Raw genomic sequence first — 19,182 nt, 5'->3', positions numbered from 1 at the left:
ACGACGGAAGGGGCGGCCCCGGAGGACCGCCCCTTCCATGTCACGGCGCACGTTCAGCGCCTGCCGCCCAGGCGGGTCTCCACCCGTTCCAGCGCGGTCCGGTAGTCGTCGTTGGCCGCGTACATCGCGGCGGCGATGCGCAGGTGCCGCAGCGCGTCGTTGTGCCGGTTGAGCCGCTCCAGCGTCCGACCGAGCACGTGGTGCGCGTAGTGGTCGCTCGGGTCCCGCTCGATCAGCTCGCGCAGGTGCTCCTCGGCCCGGGTGAGCTGGGCCGACTGGAAGTACGCCCGAGCCAGCAACTGCCGGACCGCCGCGTTGCCGGGTTCGGCGTCGATGATCGGCTCCAGCAGTCGGGCTGCCCCACTGGGGTCACCGGTTTCGAAGAACATGGTCGCCCGCCGGTAGTCCGCCAGAAGATCCATCTGCCACCTCCTCGGGTCGCACCGTCACCTGTTCCGACGCTGGCACAACACCGGACGTTTGGCGACTGTTCCCGCGGTCGAGATCAGGTCACTTCCTCACCACCGAGGGCCGTTGACGGGCGCCGAGGGACGGCCGCCGAGGGGTCAGGTGCGGGCGTCCCGGCGTCCGGCGGAGAGTTCCCAGGCGCGGACGCCGCCGACGATTCCGGCGGTGTTCGGCACCACCACCACGTCGTCGCCCATCCGGGCCAACTGCTCGGGCCGGATCAGGCGGGAGTTGCCCCCACCCAGGTAGAGCCGGTCCCAGCGGAACACCGGGCGCAGCCCGTCCACCACCTGCCGGATCCGCCGGGACCAGAAGGCGTCACCGAGCCGCCGCCGCTCCGGCTCGCCCACGTACGTGTCGTAGGTGGTGCCCCAGCGCACCGGCGCGTGCGACAGCTCCAGGTGCGGTGCGAGCACCCCGCCGTCGAAGAGTGCGCTGCCCAGCCCCGTCCCCAGGGTCAGCACCAGTTCGCAGCCGGTGCCGGCGACCACCCCGGCGCCGTGCACCTCGGCGTCGTTGAGCACCAGGGCTGGCACCCCGAACGCGTCGGCCAGCGCGCCCCGCGCGTCCCAGCCGGACCACTCGGCGAGCAGGTCCGGGTCGACCCGACTGCGCGGGCCGCTGCGGGTCACGTAGTGCGGCGTGCTCACCACCACTCCGTGCCGGATCATCCCGGGTACGCCGACGGTGAGCCGGTCCGCCGTCGGCAGGCGCCCGCCCAGATCCAGCAGGGTCCGGACAAACAGCGCGGGCGGCAACGGGTACGGGGTGGGCACCCGCAGCGGCCGGGCCCGCATCGTTCCCGCCTCGTCGAGCACGGACGCCTTGATGCCCCCGCCGCCACAGTCGATCGCCAGTGTGGTCACCACGTCGTTGAGTCTGCCCGCTGCCGGCCGGTGGTATGCGGGCGGCCGGATAGGCTGCCGTCCTGATGAGCGCCACGATGATCGTCAAGGACCTGGCCGCCGGGCACGGCGACCGCCCGCTCTTCGCCGGACTGGACCTGGTGGTCGCCCCCGGCGACGTGGTCGGGCTGGTCGGGCCGAACGGGGCCGGCAAGTCGACGCTGCTGCGTACCCTCGCCGGGTTGTTGCCGGTCGAGGCCGGCAGCGTGCGGCTCAGCCCGCCCACCGCGAGCGTCGGGCACCTGCCGCAGGAGCCGGAACGGCGACCGGGCGAGACGGTACGGGACTTCCTGGCCCGCCGGACCGGCGTGACCGCCGCGCAGGCGGCGCTGGACGCGGCGACCGAGGCACTGACCGCCGGGGCGGCGGGCGCCGACGACGCGTACGGCGACGCGCTGGAGCGCTGGCTCGCCCTCGGTGGCGCGGACCTGGACGAACGCGCCGAGCAGGTAAGCGCCGACCTGGGCCTCGCGGTCGACCTGGACCACCCGACGACCGGGCTCTCCGGCGGCCAGGCGGCGCGGGCCGGGCTCGCGTCGCTGCTGCTCAGCCGGTACGACGTGTTCCTGCTCGACGAGCCGACCAACGACCTGGACCTGGCCGGGTTGGAACGGTTGGAGGAGTTCGTCACCGGGCTGCGGGCGGGCACGGTGCTGGTCAGCCACGACCGGGAGTTCCTCACCCGCACGGTGACCCGGGTACTGGAGCTGGACCTGCCGCAGCAGCAGGTGCACCACTACGGCGGCGGTTACGCGGCCTACCTGGAGGAGCGCGAGGTGGCCCGCCGGCACGCCCGCGCGGACTTCGAGGAGTACGCCGACACGAAGGCCGGGTTGGAGGCGCGGGCCCGCACCCAGCGCGGGTGGATGGAGAAGGGCGTGAAGAACGCCCGCCGCAAGGCCACCGACAACGACAAGATCGGCCGCAAGTTCCGCAGCGAGGCGAGCGAGAAGCAGGCCGCCAAGGCCAAGCAGACCGAACGGCTGATCGAACGGCTGGAGGTGGTCGAGGAGCCCCGCAAGGAGTGGGAGCTGCGGATGGAGATCGCCGCCGCGCCCCGCGCCGGCGCCGTCGTGGCCACGCTTCGAGGTGCCGTTGTACGCCGGGGCGGCTTCACCCTCGGCCCGGTCGACCTCCAGATCGACTGGGCGGACCGGGTAGCGGTGACCGGGGCGAACGGCTCGGGCAAGTCCACCCTGTTGGCGGCGCTGCTGGGGCGGCTGCCGCTGGACTCCGGCACGGCCTCCCTCGGGCCCGGCGTGGTGGTCGGCGAGGTGGACCAGGCCCGAGGGCTGTTCCTCGGCGACGTACCGCTGATCGACGCGTTCCAGGCGGCCGTACCTCACCTGTCGCCGGCGGACGCGCGGACGCTGCTGGCCAAGTTCGGCCTGCGCGCGGCGCACGTGCCCCGACCGGCGGCCACCCTCTCCCCCGGTGAGCGGACCCGGGCCGCGTTGGCGCTGCTCCAGGGCCGTGGGGTCAACCTGCTGGTGCTGGACGAGCCGACCAACCACCTGGACCTGCCCGCCATCGAGCAGCTCGAATCGGCGCTGGCCAGCTACCCCGGAACGCTGCTGCTGGTCACCCACGACCGGCGGATGCTGGCCGCCATCGAGACCAATCGGCGACTGCGGGTCGACGCCGGGCGGATCGCCGAGGATTGATCCGCGCCCGCCGGCTGGCGCGGGGTGAGAATGACGCCATGCTCAAGTGGGAGTACGCCCTGCTGGTCCGTCGCCGCCAGGCCGCGACCAACGACCTCGGCTGGGAGGTCGTCTTCGTCTGGTACGGCCCGGACGGCTCGATGGTCGACGTGACGCCGTACGGCGACACCTCGCTGGCCCACCTGAACCGGGCCGGCGACCAGGGCTGGGAGTTGGTCGCGATGAGTGAGGACCCGTCCCTGCCCGGCAACCACGAACTGCACCGCTATCACCTCAAGCGGCCGAAGCCCGCCGACCCGCCGCCCCGCCAGCGGATGCGCGGCGGTCGTCGTACCCTCTCGGGCTGACCCGACCCGGCGCGGCCCCGCGACGACGGGGCTCGCGGCCGTTCGCGGCTCGGTTCGTGCCGGCGGTGTTCCTTTCGAGCGTGATGCCACACAGTCATCTTGATGCCTGTGTGGCATCACGATGACTGCGATCCTGCCTCGCATCCTGCGACACGCCCATGGCCCGCCGCGCCGGCGCAGGCGACGAGGCGGACGGGCGGGGCATACCGGGCGCGATTGCGGGTATCGCGCGGCGGGAGGTGACCCCGAATGGTCGCTTTGGCGCAGACTCCACCCTCGGCCGACCGGCTGCGGGCGATCGACGATTTCCTCGCCCAGGCATGGGCGGACCAGGTCAGCCACGATGATCGGTTGCGGGACCTGGCGGTCGAGGTGCGGTTCGACCGGGGGGTGGCCCACCTGAGCGGCGACGTGGCCGAGCCCGCCCAACTCCGGCTGGCGCGGGACCTGGTGGGGCAGCTGGCCGGTGTCTACGGCGTCTGGTGTCGGGTGGGCATCGGCGGGCGGGCGCCGGTGGTCGTGGACCTCGGTTGTGGGCCGACCAAGCAGTGGTCGAGCAACCTGGGGCTGGACATCTACCCGGCACCCGGCGTGGACGCCGTCGCGGACCTGTCCGGCTCACTGCCGCTCGCCGACAACTCGGTGGACGTCCTCTTCGCGGTGCACATCCTGGAGCACCTGATCGACTTCCTACCGCTGGTCGACGAGTGTCATCGGGTGCTCCGCCCCGGTGGTGTGCTGCACGTGATGAGCCCCTGGTGGGGGCATGTGAACGCGGTGGCCGACCCGACTCACGTCCGACTGATGGACGTGCAGACGTTCAAGGGGATTTGCCAGCTCCGGCCACCGGGCACGCCGCGCTGGTACCCACTGCACGCCGGCTGCGACGGCGCCTCGATCTTCGCCGACCTGACGCCCCTCCCCCCGGACGCCGACCCGGCACCCCAATCCCACCTAGCCCGCTTCTTCGACTGACCCCACACCCACCCCACCCCGACCACCCGACCACCCACCCCACCCACCACCCCCGTTGATCATGAAGTTATTGCCGCGACACGCCGTCATCGATGGCAATAACTTCATGATCAACGCGAGGGCTGGGTGGACTCGCGGAGTTGCAGGCGGTACGGGGCGGTGAGTTGTCGGGCGGGCAGGGTGCGGTCGCCGTCCAGGCGGTCGGCGAGGAGTTGGACGGCCAGGCGGGCGATCTGCTCCTTGTCCGGCGCGACGGTGCTCAGGGTCGGGATGGCGAACCTGCCGTCCTCGATGTCGTCGAAGCCGACCACCGCCACGTCCTCGGGCACCCGCAGGCCGGCATCGTGCAGGGCGCGCAGGGCACCGAGGGCCAGCGTGTCGTTGAAGCAGAAGACGGCGTCGGGGCGTACGCCGGAGGTGATCAGACCGCGCATCGCGGCCGCGCCGTCCGCGCGGTGCCAAGCCGGCACGGACGCCACCAGGGCCTGGTCGTAGTCGAGCCCGGCGGCGCGCAGCGCGTCCCGGTAACCGGCCAGGCGCAACCTGGCGCTGGCCCCCTCGTCGGTGCGCTGCGCGCCGACGGCCGCGATCCGGCGGCGCCCCAGTCGGATCAGGTGGTCGGTGATCTCCCGGGCCGCTGCCACGTTGTCGATCACCACGCGATCCGCCGGACCGTGCGCGATCCGTGCGCCGAGCAGCACCATCGGGGTGCCGTCCAGGCCGGCCAGGTCCGTCGCGGTGAGCGCCAGCGGGCTGAGGATGAGCCCGTCGATCAGGTGGTCGGTGACACCGGAGGCGACGACCCGTTCCTGTTCCCGCCGACCGCCGGTCTGGTCGATGAGCACCGTCCAGCCGTGCTCGGCGGCGGCGCTGACCACGTAGCGGGCCAGCTCGGCGAAGTACGGGATGTCCAGTTCCGGCACGGCCAGCGCGATCACGCCGGTGCGCCCCTTGCGCAGGTGACGGGCGGAGAGGTTGGGCCGGTAGTTGAGTGCGGTGATCGCCTCCTCGACCCGGGCCCGGGTGTCCGCCCGCACGTGCACGTGGCCGTTGACGACGTTGGAGACGGTCTTGACGGAGACGCCGGCTCGTTCGGCCACGTCCTTGAGTCTGTGTCGCACGCCGCAACCTCCCCGAGGTGACCGGCGCACCATACCGTCAGCGATCCTCCGCCACTGTGTACCAGCCAGAGGGGAAGGGCCCCCTGCAGTCGAAGGGGGCCCCTCCTCATCCCGTTGGGTCAGCTGTCGGCGGTCGGCTCACGGGGATCGGGGGCGACGGCGGGCTCGTGTCGGGCCAGCCGGTTGCGGCGGTAGCCGTAACCGAAGTAGATCAACGCGCCGAGCAGCATCCAGGCCAGGAACCGCAGCCAGGTCTCCACCGACAGGTTGAGCATCAGGTAGAAGCAGGCCAGCGCCGAGACGATCGGCAGCACCGGCGAGAACGGCACCCGGAACGGCCGCTCCAGGTCCGGCCGCTTGCGGCGCAGGATCGGCACCGCCACCGACACCAGGACGAACGCACAGAGCGCGCCGATGCTGACCAGGTCGGCCAGCGCGGAGAGCGGCAGGAAGCCGGCCAGCAGCGCGACCGCCACCGTCATGATCGCCGAGATCCGGTACGGGGTCCCCCAGCGCGGGTGCACCTTCGCGATCGAGGGCGGGATCAACCCGTCCCGGGCGATGGCGAAACCGATCCGGCCCATCGCCACCAGGTCGACCAGGATGACACTGGTCAGGCCGGCGACCGCGGCGATGGAGACCAGCACGGCGGCCCAGCCCGCGCCGACCGACTCGAAGGCCGACGCGATCGGGGCGCCCCGGTCGATCTCGGTGTACGGCACCATCCCGACCACCACCAGCGATACGCCGATGTAGAGCACGGTGGAGATCAGCAGCGTGCCGAGCAGACCCAGGGTGAGGTCCCGCTTGGGCTTCCTGGTCTCCTCACCCAGGTTGGCCACGGCCTCGAAACCGGTGTACGCGAAGAAGACCACGGCGGCTGCGCTGAGCACCCCGACGAAGCCGAAGACCGACGGCTCCAACCCGAAGAGCGCCTGCGTGACCGGTTGCTTGATGCCGTCGTCGCCGCTCCCGGCGGGCTCGGCCGGCGGAACGAACGGGGTGAGGTTGGCGGCCTTGACGAAGAACAGCCCGGCGACCACCACGAAGACGCAGATGGCCACCTTGACCAGCACCAGCAGGTTGGTGATCCGGGCGGATTCGCGGATGCCGACGATCGCCACGGTGCCGAGGATCAGCACGATGGCGATGGCACCCACGTTGACAGTGCTGCCCTCCTCGCCGAACCACCGGGTCGGCAGGTCGAGCAGTTCGGCGAGGTAGCCGGACCAGCCTCGGGCCACCACGGCTGCGCCGAGCGCGAACTCCAGCAGCAGGTCCCAGCCGATGATCCAGGCGACGATCTCGCCCATCGTGGCGTACGCGTAGGTGTAGGCGCTGCCGGCGGTCGGCACGCTGGAGGCCAGCTCGGCGTAGCAGAGGGCGGCGAGCAGGGCCACCACGCCGGCGATGGCGAAGGAGATCACCACGCCCGGCCCGGCGCTGTCCCGGGCCTCGATCCCGGTGAGCGTGAAGATGCCGGTGCCGATCACGATGCCGATGCCGAAGCCGGTGAGGTCGATCGCGCCGAGTCGTCGCTTCAGCCCTAGTTGGCCGTCGCTGCCGTCCGCCTCACCCTGGGCTATCACGTCCTTGATTGGTTTGGTGCGCAGCACGGACACCCGGTCACCCCCTCCCACCGTGCGGCCACCTCCGTGGCGGCCGGTGACCGCCGTTGCTACCCAGCGACGCGATTGGTCAACCCCGAACTCTTGCGGCGATGGCCAGACTGTGAAAATTTCCTACCAGGAACGCGGACATCGACGGCGAATGTTGCCGCGCACCGCGCGAAACATCCGGGAGCCCCAACGAAGGGACACACCGCATGAAAGCCACCCGACTCGGAGTCGCCGGGCTGGTCGCAGCCCTGCTCGGCACGTTCGTCAGCGCCACCCCCGCGAGCGCCGCACCCAGCACGACCGACACCACCACCACCTGCGCAACCGACCCGGCCACCCCCAAGCGGCAGTTCCGGGCCATGTGGATCTCGTCGGTGGTCAACATCGACTGGCCCAGCAAGGCGTCCCAGACCAGCCCGGACCGGATCGCCGCCCAGCAGGCCGAGTACCGCGAACTGCTCGACCTGGCCGGGCGACTGCACCACAACGCCGTCGTGGTGCAGGTCCGGCCCACCGCCGACGCGCTCTGGCCCTCGCCGTACGAACCCTGGTCGGAATACCTGACCGGGGTCCGCGGCCAGGACCCGGGCTGGGATCCACTGGCCTTCGTGGTCGACGAGTCGCACAAACGCAACCTGGAGTTCCACGCCTGGTTCAACCCGTACCGCGTCTCCATGCCGGCCCCCGGCGGTGCTGGCGCCGACCTGACCCAGCTCGCCCCCGGTCACCCGGCCCAGCAGCACCCCGACTGGACCTTCGCCTACCCACCGGCCGGCGTGGCCGGCAGCCGGCTCTACTACAACCCAGGGGTCCCCGAGGTCCGCGAGTTCGTCCAGACCGCCATGATGGACGCGGTCAAGCGGTACGACATCGACGGCGTCCACTTCGACGACTACTTCTACCCCTACCCGAGCGGCACTTACCAGGTGCCGGACGACGCGACCTTCGCGGCGTACAACCGGGGCTTCACCGACCGGGCCGACTGGCGGCGGGACAACATCAACCTGTTGATCCAGGAGATGAATGGCAAGATCAAGGCGGCGAAGCCGTGGGTGAAGTTCGGGGTCAGCCCGTTCGGCATCTGGCGCAACAAGACCGCCGACCCGCTCGGCTCGGACACCACCGGCAGCCAGTCGTACGACATCATCTCCGCCGACACCCGCAAGTGGATCAAGCAGGAGTGGATCGACTACGTGGTGCCCCAGCTCTACTGGTACATCGGCCAGTACCCGGCGGCCGACTACGCACGGCTGGTGCCGTGGTGGTCCGAGACGGTGCGCGGCACCCGAGTGCAGCTCTACATCGGCCAGGCCGACTACAAGAGCGGGGATCCGGCGTACGGGTCGTACTGGCAGAACCCGCGCGAGCTGTCCGACCACCTGACGCTCAACCGGTCGTACCCGGAGGTGCAGGGCAATGTGCACTTCTCCGCGGTGCAGGTGCGGGCCAACCGACTCGGTGCCACCAACATCTACGCGGCTGAGCACTACTCCCGCCCGGCACTCGTGCCGACCATGCCCCACCTGCCGGCCCGCCCACTGCTCTTCCCGGTGGTCAGCAAGACCACCCGGCAGGCCGACGGGGTCCGGCTCACCTGGCGGCAGCCCGCCGACGGCGTCGGCCCGCTCGGCACCGCCACCTCGTACGCGATCTACCGCTTCGACGGCACCACGCTGCCCGGCCGGTGCGCCACGGCCGACGCCGCACACCTGGTCGGCACGGTCCGGGCCACACCCGGTGGCACCCAGTCCTGGGTGGACACCTCGGCGGAGCCCGGCCAGCGCTACACCTACCAGTTGACCGCCCTGGATCGGTCGGCCAACGAGAGCCCTGCGAGCCCGCCGGCCTTCGTGCTGCGCTGACCCGTTTCCTGGATGCCCCGGACGCCTCGCGCGTCCGGGGCATTCGTCTGTTTCAACGCATGTCACCAATAGTTCGCGACACACATACCGCCTAGTTGATCAGCTGATCGACACTCATCGACATCCGGTAACCCGCCGGTAACTTCGGACCCACCCGCCCACCCCCGCGGAGGTAACCCGTGCCCCGACGTCTCGCCACCCTGCTCGCCTCGGGCGCGCTAGCGCTGCTCGCCACCCTCACCATCGCCTCCCCCGCCGCCGCCGTCACCCCCGCCCAGAAGCTCTCCGTGCTGTCCAGCTGGACCCAGACCAGCGCGTCCAGCTACAACTCGTGGAACAGCGCCCGGGTCAACCGGGCCCCCTGGGCCGAGTACAACTTCAACTGGTCCACCGACTACTGCTCGTCCAGCCCGGACAACCCGCTCGGCTTCACCTTCAACCTGGGCTGCTACCGGCACGACTTCGGCTACCGCAACTACAAGGCGGTCGGCCAGTTCCCCGCCAACAAGTCACGCCTCGACAGCGCCTTCTACGAGGACCTGAAGCGCGTCTGCGCCACGTACAACACCGTCGTCCGGCCGGCCTGCTACAGCCTGGCCTGGACCTACTACCAGGCGGTCAGCATCTTCGGCTCGGTAGCGGCCGTCCAGCAGGCCGACATCGACCGCGCCGCCCGAATGAAGGCCGAAGCCGAAGCCAAGGCCCGCCACTAACCCCCCAGCCCTCGCCCCAGCCCTCGCCCCCGCCCCGCCCCCGCCCTCGCCCCGCCCCGCCCCGCCCCGCCCCGCAAGATCGTGCAACTTCCTGGTTGTAGTGGCCTCCACTCCCGTCGAGGCCACTACAACCAGGATCGAGCGCGATCTTGCGCGGCAGAACCCGACGATCATGGACTTGACGGGTGAGTAGGCCCGGCGTGTCGCAGCAATAACTTCATGATCGACAGCGGGGGCCGGGGTGGGAGGGGGCCGGGGCCGGGGCCGGGAGGGGGCCGGGGTGGGAGGGGGGTGGTTAGGCGCCTTCGGTTCGGGTGGCTGGGTGGCGGTCGGGGTCGGCGGGACGCCGGGGGGTCGGCTGGGACAGGCCGGTGCTGAAGCGGGTCGAGTCCGCCGCCAGGTCCGGGTGTTCCACGTCCAGTGCGAGCGCCGCCGCCTCGTCCAGCCCCAGTTCAGCACCCTCGCCGTACGCGTCGTCGAAGGCGGCGTCGCCCAGCACCGCGCGCAACTCCCCCTGCTGTTCGGCCCAGTAACCGCCGAAGATGCCCGGGGTGGCACGCATGCTCGCCCGCGTCGCCTGCGCGGCACCGAACAGCCGGGCGGCGGTCAACCGCTCCCCGCCGATCGCGCAGCGCACCGCGACGGCGTTCAAGGTGTCACACGCCCTGCCGTGGTAGCCGTGGCCCATCCGGGAACGCAACGCCACCAGCAGATGCTCATGGGCGGCGATCACGTCGCCACGGGCCAGCGCGACCATTCCGAGCAGCATGTCCACCGAACGCCGGCCGCGCTCCACGGGCCGGGCCGCCTCCACCGGACGTACCGCGCCCAGCAGCTCCGCCGCCTCTTCCAGGGCACCCCGCCGCCAGAGCAACTCGGCCAGGCTGAACACCGCGAACAGCGCCTCGCCGACCACGTCCTGCCCGTGTGCCCAGTCGATGACCTCCCGGCACACCCGCTCGGCCTCGACGAACTGCCCCATGTCCACCAGCGGCGCGGCCCTGCCGGCGAGCACCCGGGCCAGCAACCCGGCGTCGCCGGCCTGCCGGGCCGCTGCCTCCGCCCGCTGGGAGTAGCGCAGCTCCTCGGCGAACTCGCCGTCGGCGCTGGCATGCAGCGAGTGCATGTGGTACGCCGCCGCCAGCTCGGCCTCCGGGATCCGCTCCCCCGTCTCCGCGATCCGCCCGTACAGCCGGAACAGCCACAGCCGCCCCTCCCGGGCCAGGCCCCGCTCCAGCCACCACTGGTCCAGCCCGCCCGCCAGACCGAGACCGGCGCGGGCGCTGCCGCCGGTGGCGCACCACCGCAGCGCGGCGCGCAGCTCCCCCGCCAGTGGGTCGAGGGAATACAACGACAGCGTCACCGGCCGGCCGTCCTGACCCAGGTGGGCCCGGTCCAAGGCGTGCGCCGACCAGGCCACGTGCCGGTCCCGAGCGGCCTGCTCCTCACCCGCCTCGGCGAGCCGTCGCGCCGCGTACGCCCGGATGGGATCGAGCATCCGGTAGGTGCTGCCGGCCGCCCGCGGCTCGGCCAACACCATCGACTTGTCCACCAGGACCGAGAGTGGGTCCAGCGGATCGTCACCCAGCAGCCACTCCACCGTCTCCAGATCCACCGGGCCGGCGAAGACCGCCAGCCACCGCAGCAGGCGGGCGGCCCGGGGCCCCAACGTCCGGTACGACCAGGTGACGGTGGCCTGCATGGTCAGATGCCGTTCGGTGGCCGAGCGCTGCACCGCCCGGCTCGCCGGGGTGGGCGGTGAGGCCCCGGCCGCCGCCGCGACCAGGTCCACGGTGTCCTGCTGGTTGCCGGACCAGCCCCGCTCCACCGGCGGCGGATCCGGGTCCTCCCGGCCGGCGTCCAGGGTGCCGAGGACATCGTCCAGCCGCTCGGCGAGCTGACCGACGGAGAGCACCCGCAGCCGGGCGGCTGCCAACTCGATGGCGAGCGGCAGGCCGTCCAGCCGCTGCACCACCCGACGCAGATCGGCGGACTCGGCCGGGTCCGGCTGCCGACCGCCGCGCGCCGCCGCCGTACGGTCCAGCAGCAGCGCCACCGCGTCGCTCTCCGCGCCGTCGGCGCGCGGGTCGACCGAGAGCGGCGGAATCCGCCACACCACCTCGCCGGGGAGGCTGAACGACTCACGACTGGTCGCCAACACCCGTACGCCGCTCCCGCCGGACAACAACCGCGCGATCACCTCCGCGCAGGCCGCCGGCTGGCTGTCGCAGGTGTCCAGTACGACCAGCATCCGCCGGGCGGCAGCGTACTCGACGAGGGTGTCCATCATCGGCCGGCCGGGCTCGGGGCGTAGGCCGAGCACGGCGGCGATGGCGAACGCCACCAGCCCCGGGTCGGTCACCGAGGCGATGTCGACGAACCAGACCCCATCCGGGTACGCCTCGACAACTCCGCTGGCCAACTCCACCGCGAGCCGGGTCTTGCCCGCGCCGCCCGCGCCCAGCACGGTGACCAGGCGGTGCTGTCGCACCAGCAGGCCCAATTCGATGCGCTCGGCCTGCCGACCGACGAACGACGTCACCTGGGTGGGTAGGTTGTGCGCCACCGCGTCGGCGGTGCGGGGCCGGGGGAACTGCCGCTCCAGACCCGGGGCGACCAGTTGGAACAGCCGTTCCCGGTCGTCGAAGCCGCGCAGGCGGTGCAGGCCCAGGTCGAGCAGGGTCGCACCCGGCGGCATCGGCTCGGCCCGACGTGCGGTGGACGCCGTGCAGAGCACCTGCCCACCGTGCGCGGCGGCGGCCACCCGGGCGGCCCGGTGCACCTCGGGGCTCGCGTACTCGCCGTCGCGCGGCTCGGCGTAGCCGGTGTGCAGGCCCATCCGCACCCGCGGTGCGGCTTCCGAGGTGGGCCAGTCGTGGCTGGACAGTGCCCGCTGGGCGGTCAGGCACGCGGTCATCGCCGCGGTCGCGTCCTCGAAGGCCAGGAAGAACGAATCGCCCTCGGTCAGCAGCTCCGCGCCACCCGTGCTGGCCAGCGTGCGGCGCAGCAACCGTCGATGCTCGGCGAGCACCGGGCGGTAGTCCGGGCCCAGCAGCTGGGCCAGCCGGGTCGAACCCTCGATATCGGTGAACACGAAGGTCACCCAACCGCTCGGGAGCTGGATCCGTGGCGACATGCGAGGAACCTCCGCCCGTGACGTCGGGTTCATGCTGCCTGAGTCCGAACGATCACGCATCGTGAGAACGGCCGGGCAAGTGCCGCCTCAACGTGCCACTCGGGCCCCCTCCCGGCAAGGTCGGCTCACCAGGCGGCGGCTGTTCGGCCCGATCAGCAGCCGCAGGCACCGCCGCAGCAGCCACCACCGGCGGGTGCCGGGGCACCGGCGGCACCACCCCGGCCGGTGACCGCGACCGCGGAAAGAAGCTTGACCGTGTCGGCGTGTCCCTGTGGGCAGCTGGCCGGCTCACCGGCCGCCGCCATCGAACGGTTGACCTCGAAAGTGTCGCCGCAGGCGCGGCAGCGGAACTCGTACCGGGGCATGCCGCCCAGGGTACGTGGATCTGACGGCGCGCGGTGCATGGGTGATACTCGACGGGTGGTGGACGGCGAGGACGACACGCGTGTGCAACCGTTACGACCGGCCGCGCCGCTGGACGGGCCGCTCGAAGGCTCGGGGGCCGCGCCCGACCCGGCGCGTAAGGTTCCCCGCCCCCGCCGCCCATGGCTGAGCGGACGTTCGGCGAACACCCCGGCCCCACCAGCGGAGACCCCCAAGGCCGAGGCACCCCAGGCCGAGGCACCCAAGGCCGAGGCACCCAAGGCCGAGGCACCCAAGGCCGAGGCACCCAAGGCCGAGGCACCCAAGGCCGAGGCACCCAAGGCCGAGGCACCCAAGGCCGAGGCACCCAAGGCCGACGCCACCAGGACCGACGCCGCGAAGACCGACGCCACCGGGACCGACGCCGCGAAGGGCGAGGGCCTGGCGGCGGACGGCAGCGCCAGTGGCCCGGCCACGCCGAAGCCGGCCGGCGGGTCGAGCGCCGACACGCCGGCTGACGGCGCGAAGACCGGCGCCGGGGCGACGGACCTGGCGAAGACCACTGTGGATGAGCTGCCGGTCGTGCCGGCGTCCAGCCCGGCCCGTCGGCGGCGGGTGCAGTTCGCGCACGCGGTACGTGTGCCGCCGCGGCAAGCAGCAGCCTCCGCAGCCCGGGCGACGCGGGCCTGGGCCCGCCGGCCGAGTGGTCGGCTGACCCTGCCCGGCGTCTTCCTGCTGGCGCTGGTGGCCACGACCGCCGCGGCGGGAGCGGTGCTCGTACCGGCCACGATCCGGGCACCGCGTCCGGTCGCTGTCGACGCCTCGGCCGCGCCGACCGGCGTCGCGCCGTCGGGGTTGCCGTCCGGCCTGCCCACCGGCCCGCTGCCCACCACACCCCTGCCGACCCTCCCCCTACCCACCGGCGGGTTGCCCGGCAACGGGCTGCCGACCGGGTCGGTGACCGGTGGCCGACCGTCGGACGCGCTGGCCGGATGGGCGCAGCAGGTCGGCGCCAAGGTCGGCATCCCCGCGGTCGCCATGCAGGCGTACGGCTACGCCGAGCTGGTGCTCGCCCAGACCAACCGCAGCTGTGCGCTGAGCTGGACCACGCTGGCCGCGATCGGTCAGGTCGAATCGGGACACGGCTCCGCCAACGGTGCGCGGTTGGGGCAGGACGGCAAGGCGCTGCCCCCCATCATCGGGCTGCCCCTGGACGGAAAGGACGGTCGGATGCGGATCATCGACACCGACCGTGGCGAGCTCGACGGGGACCCGGTCCTCGACCACGCCATCGGGCCGATGCAGTTCATCCCGAGCACCTGGGAGGAGATCGGCGCGGACGCCGACAACGACGGCCGTAAGGACCCGCACGATCTGGACGACGCCGCCCTGGCAGCAGGAAATTACCTCTGCAAGGGCGGCCGGAACCTGAGCATCCCGGGCGACTGGTGGAACGCGATTCTCTCCTACAACGACGTACGGCGGTACGCCCAGGACGTCTACGACACCGCGAACCGGTACGGACGGACCAGTCGGTCGTGAAGTGATCGTCTCGATACGTTGGAGAACTGGACACTTCCCCCCGGCCTCTGTTAGCGGCAAGCTAGACGGGTGATGGTGCGCGAGTGGGACCCCAGGACCGCGTCGTCCGCCGAGATCGCGTCGCTGTTGGCCACGCTGAACGCGGTCCTGGCGGCTGATCTTCCGCAGGACCCGCCCTGGCGGGAGACTTCCCTGCGGGAATACCTCGCCGAGGTGATGCCCGGCGAACGGCGGATCTCCTGGATCGCCCAGGCCGAGCCGAGCGCCCCGGGTGACACGGGCGCGGTGCTCGGCCAGGTGCACGTACTCCTTCTGGGTGACATCGGTGTGCTCGAGGTGCTGGTGCACCCGTCCGTGCGGCGCAGCGGCCTCGGCCGTGACCTGGTGTTGCGTGCCGCCCGCCGGGTCTACCAGGAGGGCTTCCAATCGATCGGGGTCGAGGTCGTCGGCGACACGCCCGCCGTCGGGTTCTACGAGTCGCTCGGCTTCAACCGGGAGTACGTGGAGACGCGCAGCGTGCTCGACCTGACCGCGGTGGACTGGGCCGAGCTGGCCGAGATGGCCACCGGCATCGGTTCGGGCTACCAGCTGGAGTTCTTCCCGGGCGGGCCGCCGGACGACCTGATCGAGGCGTACGCGCGGGCCAAGGCCGAGGTGCGCGACGTCGACGACGGCGAGTTGCGCCCCAGCTCCTACGACCCGGAGCGGCTGCGCGACAGCCTCGACACGCTGCACCGGCGGGGCATGAAACCGTACATCGTGCTCGCCCGACACGAGCAGAGCGGCGAGGTGGCCGGCCTGACCGAGGTGGTGGTGCCGGCGCAGCACCCGACCCGCGCCGACCAGTACGACACGATCGTCGCCCAGGATCATCGGGGCTACGGCATCGATCGGGCGATCAAGGCCCGGATGCTGCTGGAGCTGCGCTCCGCCGAGCCGGAGCTGATCGAGGTGCAGACCTGGAACGCGCAGGCCAACGAGGCGATGTTGAAGGTCAACGCGGAGCTGGGCTACCGGCCCGACCGGGACTGGTGCGAATACAGCGTCGACGTCGCTGAGCTGGTGCACCGCCTCGACCCGCCGCGCTGAGGAATTCACGAAACTGTCCATTAGGGGATGGACGGTGGACAGTCGCGCGCCTTAACGTGCGTTGACCTCATCCACCCATCGTGGAGGCCCTATGCGCCCGCGCCGCTCAATCGCCGCGCTCGCGACCGCCACCGCCGCCGTGACCGTCACGGCGCTCGGCGTCGCACCCACAGCGGCCAGCGCCGCGCCCACCGACCTGTTCATCTCGGAGTACGTCGAGGGTTCGTCGAACAACAAGGCGATCGAGTTGTTCAACGGCACCGGTGCCGCCGTGGATCTGACGGCCGGCGGCTACCAGTTGCAGCTCTACTTCAACGGCTCCACCACGGCCACCACGATCGCCCTGACCGGCAGCGTGGCGGCCGGCGACGCGTTCGTGTTCGCCAGCGCCTCGGCCGGCGCCGCCATCCTCGCCCAGGCCGACCAGACCACCGGGGCGAGCCTCTTCAACGGTGACGACGCGATCGTGTTGCGCCGGGGCACCACAGTGCTCGACTCGATCGGCCAGGTGGGCGTCGACCCGGGCACCGAGTGGGGTGCCGGCGTCACCAGCACCGCTGACAACACCCTGCGCCGACTGCCGAGCGTGGTCGCCGGTGACACCGACCCGTCGGACGCGTTCGACCCTGCCACGCAGTGGGCCGGCTTCCCCGTCGACACGTTCGACGGGCTGGGCGCGCACACCGTGGACGGTGGCGGCCCGGTCGACGTGCCGGCCACGCTGACCTGTGGTGGGCCGCTGGTCACCGCCGCCGGCACGGCCGCGAGCCGCGAGGTGACCGCCGCCGACCCCGACGACACGATCGTCGACCTGGCGGTGAGCGCGATCAGCCCGAGCCCGACCGCCGGCTCGATCACCCGTACCGCGTTCACCCCGGCCGACGGGGTGGGCGGCACCGCCCGCGCCACGGTCGGCGTGAGCGCCGATCTCGCCGCCGGGGCGTACACCGTCACCCTCACCGCCACCGACGCGGGCGGCGGCACCGCCAGCTGCGCGCTGGCCGTGCAGGTGACCCGGGAGCTGACCGTCGGCGAGGTGCAGGGCCCGACCACCGACACCGAGTCCGGTCCGTCCGACCGGTCACCGCTCGCGCCGGCGAGCGGCAACGGCACGAGCAGCACGCTGTACGACGTACGCGGCGTGATCACCCAGTTGACCCTGGCCCGCACCTCGGCCGGGGCGGATCAGCACGGGTTCTTCCTGCAGAGCCGCGTTGGCGACACCGACGGCGACCCGACCAGTTCCGACGGGATCTTCGTGTTCATGGGCACGTTCACCTCGCTGATCGGCGGTTACGTGCCGACGGTCGGCGATGAGGTCGTGCTGCGGGCCCGGGTGTCGGAGTACTACAACTTCACCCAGCTCTCCGGCGCGTCGCTGGTCCGCCGGATCGGTGGCGGCCTGGACGTGGACACCGCGGTCGCGGTGACCGACGCGGTCCCGCCGGCCGTGCTGACCGACGCGCAGCGCTTCTGGGAGCGGCACGAGGGCTCCCGGATGCGGGTTCGCGCAGGCAGCGGCGCGGTGAGCGGCCGGGACGTCTTCTCCTCCACCGCCGACGCGGAGCTGTGGGTGGTCGACCGCGACGACCCGCTGCTGGACCGTGCCGACCCGTACTCGCGGCGGGTCTTCCGTGACTCGCACCCGCTGGACAACGACCCGACTCGCCGCTTCGACGACGGCAACGGCCAGCGGACGCTGCTCGGCAGCATGGGCGTGAAGGCCACCGCCGGGGACAGCGCCGCGCTGCTCCCGCCGGCGCACACCTTCGACACGCTGCGGGCGGACGCGGTGGGCGGGGTCTACTACTCGTTCGAGAAGTACGGCGTCCAGGTCGAGCAGGCGCAGTTCGCCGCCGGGGCGGACCCGTCGAAGAACAACCCGCCCAAGCCGGCGGACCGGTCGCAGGAGGTGGCCGTGGCCACCTACAACGTGGAGAACCTGTACGACTACCGCGACGACCCGTTCGACGGCTGCGACTTCGCCGGTAACTCCGGTTGCACCGGGGTCAGCCCGCCGTTCGACTACGTGCCGGCCAGCGAGGCCGAATACCGCGAGCAGCTGGCGGCGCTCGCCGACCAGATCGTCAAGGACCTGCACGCACCGGACCTGATCCTGGTGCAGGAGGCGGAGGACCAGGACATCTGCACGGTCTCCGGGGCTGCACTGAGCTGCGGCGACACCAACAACGCCGATGGCGCTCCGGACAGCATCCAGGAGTTGGCGCTCGCGGTGGCGGCTGCGGGCGGGCCCGCGTACGCCGCTGCTTATGACCGCACCGGCGCGGACGCCCGCGGTATCACCGCCGCCTTCCTGTACCGCACGGACCGGGTGTCGCTGGCGGCCGCGACGGCGAACGACCCGCTGCTGGGCTCGGCACCGACCGTCCAGTACCGGGCTGCGGGCCTGCCGTCCAACGCCGACGTGCAGAACCCGAAGGCTCTCAACGCGGTGTTGCCGGCGGATGTGGACACGTCGACCGGCAAGGACGGCAACAACGTCTTCACCCGTGCTCCGCAACTGGGCAAGTTCAACGTGGCCGCGGCACCCGGCTCGACCGAGCGGTTCACCCTGTACGCGCTCAGCAACCACTACTCCTCCGGCCCGGACGGCCGGGTCGGGCAGCGGCGGGAGCAGGCCCGCTACGGTGCGGCGATCGTCACCGCGATCGAGGCGGCCGACCAGTCCGCCCGGGTGGTCTACGGCGGGGACCTGAACGTCTTCCCCCGCCCGGACGATCCCATCGCGACGGGCAGTCAGCCCACACCGTCGGATCAGCTCGCCCCGCTCTACGAGGCAGGTCTGCACAACCTGTGGGACAACCTGGTCGCGGACGTGCCGGCGTCGGCCTACTCGTACAGTTTCGAGGGGCAGGCGCAGACGCTGGACCACCTGTTCGTCAACGACGCGTTCTACGGCGACCTGGTGCAGGTGCGGGCCGCGCACATCAACGCCGACTGGCCGGCGGAGTTCGCGGGTGACGGGTCACGGGGTTCCAGTGACCACGACCCGCAGGTGGCCCGGTTCCGGTCCCGCGCGTCGTTGACCGTGGCCGACGCGACGGTGGCGGAGGGCAACCAGGGCACCCGGCAGCTCACCTTCAGCGCCACCGTGTCCCGGCCGCTGTCCCAGTCGGTGCTGCTCTGCGCCGCCACGGTCGGCCTCACTGCGCAGGCGGGTTCGGACTTCGACCCGTACGCCGGATGCAAGGTGTTGGCGGCCGGGCAGACGTCGGTGGCGTTCCCGGTGACGGTGCGCGGTGACCGCAAACGGGAGGCGGACGAGAAGCTGACGCTGCTGGTGGCCGGCGTGCCCGGCCTGCGGCTGGCCGACCCGCTCGCGACCGGAACGATCACCAACGACGACTGAGGTTCGCC

The 19,182-nt window shown here is 71.9% G+C and carries 14 protein-coding genes; 8 read left to right on the top strand and 6 right to left on the bottom strand.

Features of this window, described 5'->3' with window-relative positions; genetic code table 11:
- Positions 1 to 53: 53 nt before the first annotated feature.
- Both V6U86_RS04065 and V6U86_RS04060 read right to left on the bottom strand, forming a co-directional pair.
- A complete protein-coding gene (locus tag V6U86_RS04065) occupies positions 54 to 422 on the bottom strand; it encodes a tetratricopeptide repeat protein (protein ID WP_030329767.1) in 369 nt (122 codons plus the stop codon).
- Positions 423 to 566: 144 nt separating this feature from the next.
- Positions 567 to 1,337 (bottom strand): ROK family protein, encoded by a 771-nt coding sequence (locus tag V6U86_RS04060; RefSeq protein WP_334498526.1) that lies wholly within the window; start codon positions 1,335 to 1,337, stop codon positions 567 to 569.
- 62 nt (positions 1,338 to 1,399) lie between these two features.
- Between V6U86_RS04060 and V6U86_RS04055 the strand changes: the two genes are divergently transcribed.
- The 3 genes from V6U86_RS04055 (at position 1,400) to V6U86_RS04045 (ending at position 4,359) form a co-directional block, all read left to right on the top strand.
- Positions 1,400 to 3,037, top strand: a complete 1,638-nt coding sequence (locus V6U86_RS04055; RefSeq protein ID WP_334498524.1) for an ABC-F family ATP-binding cassette domain-containing protein — start codon at positions 1,400 to 1,402, stop codon at positions 3,035 to 3,037.
- A 38-nt stretch (positions 3,038 to 3,075) separates the two neighbouring features.
- Positions 3,076 to 3,384, top strand: coding sequence for a hypothetical protein (locus tag V6U86_RS04050; protein WP_124822832.1), 309 nt, complete (start codon positions 3,076 to 3,078; stop codon positions 3,382 to 3,384).
- A 249-nt stretch (positions 3,385 to 3,633) separates the two neighbouring features.
- Positions 3,634 to 4,359: a methyltransferase domain-containing protein gene (locus V6U86_RS04045; RefSeq protein ID WP_334498516.1), complete on the top strand. Its 726-nt coding sequence runs from the start codon at positions 3,634 to 3,636 to the stop codon at positions 4,357 to 4,359.
- A 110-nt stretch (positions 4,360 to 4,469) separates the two neighbouring features.
- On the opposite strand, the gene V6U86_RS04040 is transcribed toward V6U86_RS04045, so the two are convergent.
- Together V6U86_RS04040 and V6U86_RS04035 are read right to left on the bottom strand one after the other, a co-directional pair.
- Complete coding sequence (locus tag V6U86_RS04040) at positions 4,470 to 5,480, bottom strand: LacI family DNA-binding transcriptional regulator (RefSeq protein WP_334498514.1); 1,011 nt, start codon at positions 5,478 to 5,480, stop codon at positions 4,470 to 4,472.
- Between the two features lie 119 nt (positions 5,481 to 5,599).
- Entirely contained in the window at positions 5,600 to 7,120 is a 1,521-nt protein-coding gene (locus V6U86_RS04035; RefSeq protein WP_442934871.1) for an amino acid permease, read from the bottom strand.
- A gap of 185 nt (positions 7,121 to 7,305) precedes the next feature.
- On the opposite strand from V6U86_RS04035, the gene V6U86_RS04030 reads away from it, so the two are divergent.
- A complete protein-coding gene (locus V6U86_RS04030) occupies positions 7,306 to 8,961 on the top strand; it encodes a glycoside hydrolase family 10 protein (RefSeq protein WP_334498512.1) in 1,656 nt (551 codons plus the stop codon).
- A 179-nt stretch (positions 8,962 to 9,140) separates the two neighbouring features.
- Complete coding sequence (locus tag V6U86_RS04025) at positions 9,141 to 9,674, top strand: phospholipase (protein WP_334498510.1); 534 nt, start codon at positions 9,141 to 9,143, stop codon at positions 9,672 to 9,674.
- 295 nt (positions 9,675 to 9,969) lie between these two features.
- On the opposite strand, the gene V6U86_RS04020 is transcribed toward V6U86_RS04025, so the two are convergent.
- Together V6U86_RS04020 and V6U86_RS04015 are read right to left on the bottom strand one after the other, a co-directional pair.
- Positions 9,970 to 12,810, bottom strand: a complete 2,841-nt coding sequence (locus tag V6U86_RS04020; protein ID WP_334498508.1) for an ATP-binding protein — start codon at positions 12,808 to 12,810, stop codon at positions 9,970 to 9,972.
- Between the two features lie 152 nt (positions 12,811 to 12,962).
- Complete coding sequence (locus tag V6U86_RS04015) at positions 12,963 to 13,175, bottom strand: FmdB family zinc ribbon protein (RefSeq protein WP_334498506.1); 213 nt, start codon at positions 13,173 to 13,175, stop codon at positions 12,963 to 12,965.
- Positions 13,176 to 13,212: 37 nt separating this feature from the next.
- Between V6U86_RS04015 and V6U86_RS04010 the strand changes: the two genes are divergently transcribed.
- From V6U86_RS04010 to V6U86_RS04000, 3 genes are all read left to right on the top strand, one after another.
- A complete protein-coding gene (locus tag V6U86_RS04010; protein WP_334498504.1) occupies positions 13,213 to 14,715 on the top strand; it encodes a lytic murein transglycosylase in 1,503 nt (500 codons plus the stop codon).
- Between the two features lie 72 nt (positions 14,716 to 14,787).
- Positions 14,788 to 15,804: a GNAT family N-acetyltransferase gene (locus V6U86_RS04005; RefSeq protein ID WP_334498633.1), complete on the top strand. Its 1,017-nt coding sequence runs from the start codon at positions 14,788 to 14,790 to the stop codon at positions 15,802 to 15,804.
- A 91-nt stretch (positions 15,805 to 15,895) separates the two neighbouring features.
- On the top strand, positions 15,896 to 19,174 hold the full coding sequence (locus tag V6U86_RS04000; RefSeq protein ID WP_334498502.1) for a lamin tail domain-containing protein: 3,279 nt from the start codon (positions 15,896 to 15,898) through the stop codon (positions 19,172 to 19,174).
- Positions 19,175 to 19,182: the final 8 nt, after the last annotated feature.

It is taken from the genome of Micromonospora sp. CPCC 205558, assembly GCF_036902955.1.
Lineage (GTDB): Bacteria > Actinomycetota > Actinomycetes > Mycobacteriales > Micromonosporaceae > Micromonospora.
The sequence above is the reverse complement of the archived record's forward strand: the minus strand, read 5'-3'. Positions and strand labels throughout refer to the sequence as shown.

Bases quoted from the DNA above. Each gene is read 5' to 3' on its own strand.
- V6U86_RS04065 (WP_030329767.1), bottom strand. From the start codon at position 422: ATGGATCTTCTGGCGGACTACCGGCGGGCGACCATGTTCTTCGAAACC.
- V6U86_RS04055 (WP_334498524.1), top strand. From the start codon at position 1,400: ATGAGCGCCACGATGATCGTCAAGGACCTGGCCGCCGGGCACGGCGAC.
- V6U86_RS04050 (WP_124822832.1), top strand. From the start codon at position 3,076: ATGCTCAAGTGGGAGTACGCCCTGCTGGTCCGTCGCCGCCAGGCCGCG.
- V6U86_RS04045 (WP_334498516.1), top strand. From the start codon at position 3,634: ATGGTCGCTTTGGCGCAGACTCCACCCTCGGCCGACCGGCTGCGGGCG.
- V6U86_RS04030 (WP_334498512.1), top strand. From the start codon at position 7,306: ATGAAAGCCACCCGACTCGGAGTCGCCGGGCTGGTCGCAGCCCTGCTC.
- V6U86_RS04020 (WP_334498508.1), bottom strand. From the start codon at position 12,810: ATGTCGCCACGGATCCAGCTCCCGAGCGGTTGGGTGACCTTCGTGTTC.
- V6U86_RS04015 (WP_334498506.1), bottom strand. From the start codon at position 13,175: ATGCCCCGGTACGAGTTCCGCTGCCGCGCCTGCGGCGACACTTTCGAG.
- V6U86_RS04010 (WP_334498504.1), top strand. From the start codon at position 13,213: ATGGGTGATACTCGACGGGTGGTGGACGGCGAGGACGACACGCGTGTG.
- V6U86_RS04005 (WP_334498633.1), top strand. From the start codon at position 14,788: ATGGTGCGCGAGTGGGACCCCAGGACCGCGTCGTCCGCCGAGATCGCG.
- V6U86_RS04000 (WP_334498502.1), top strand. From the start codon at position 15,896: ATGCGCCCGCGCCGCTCAATCGCCGCGCTCGCGACCGCCACCGCCGCC.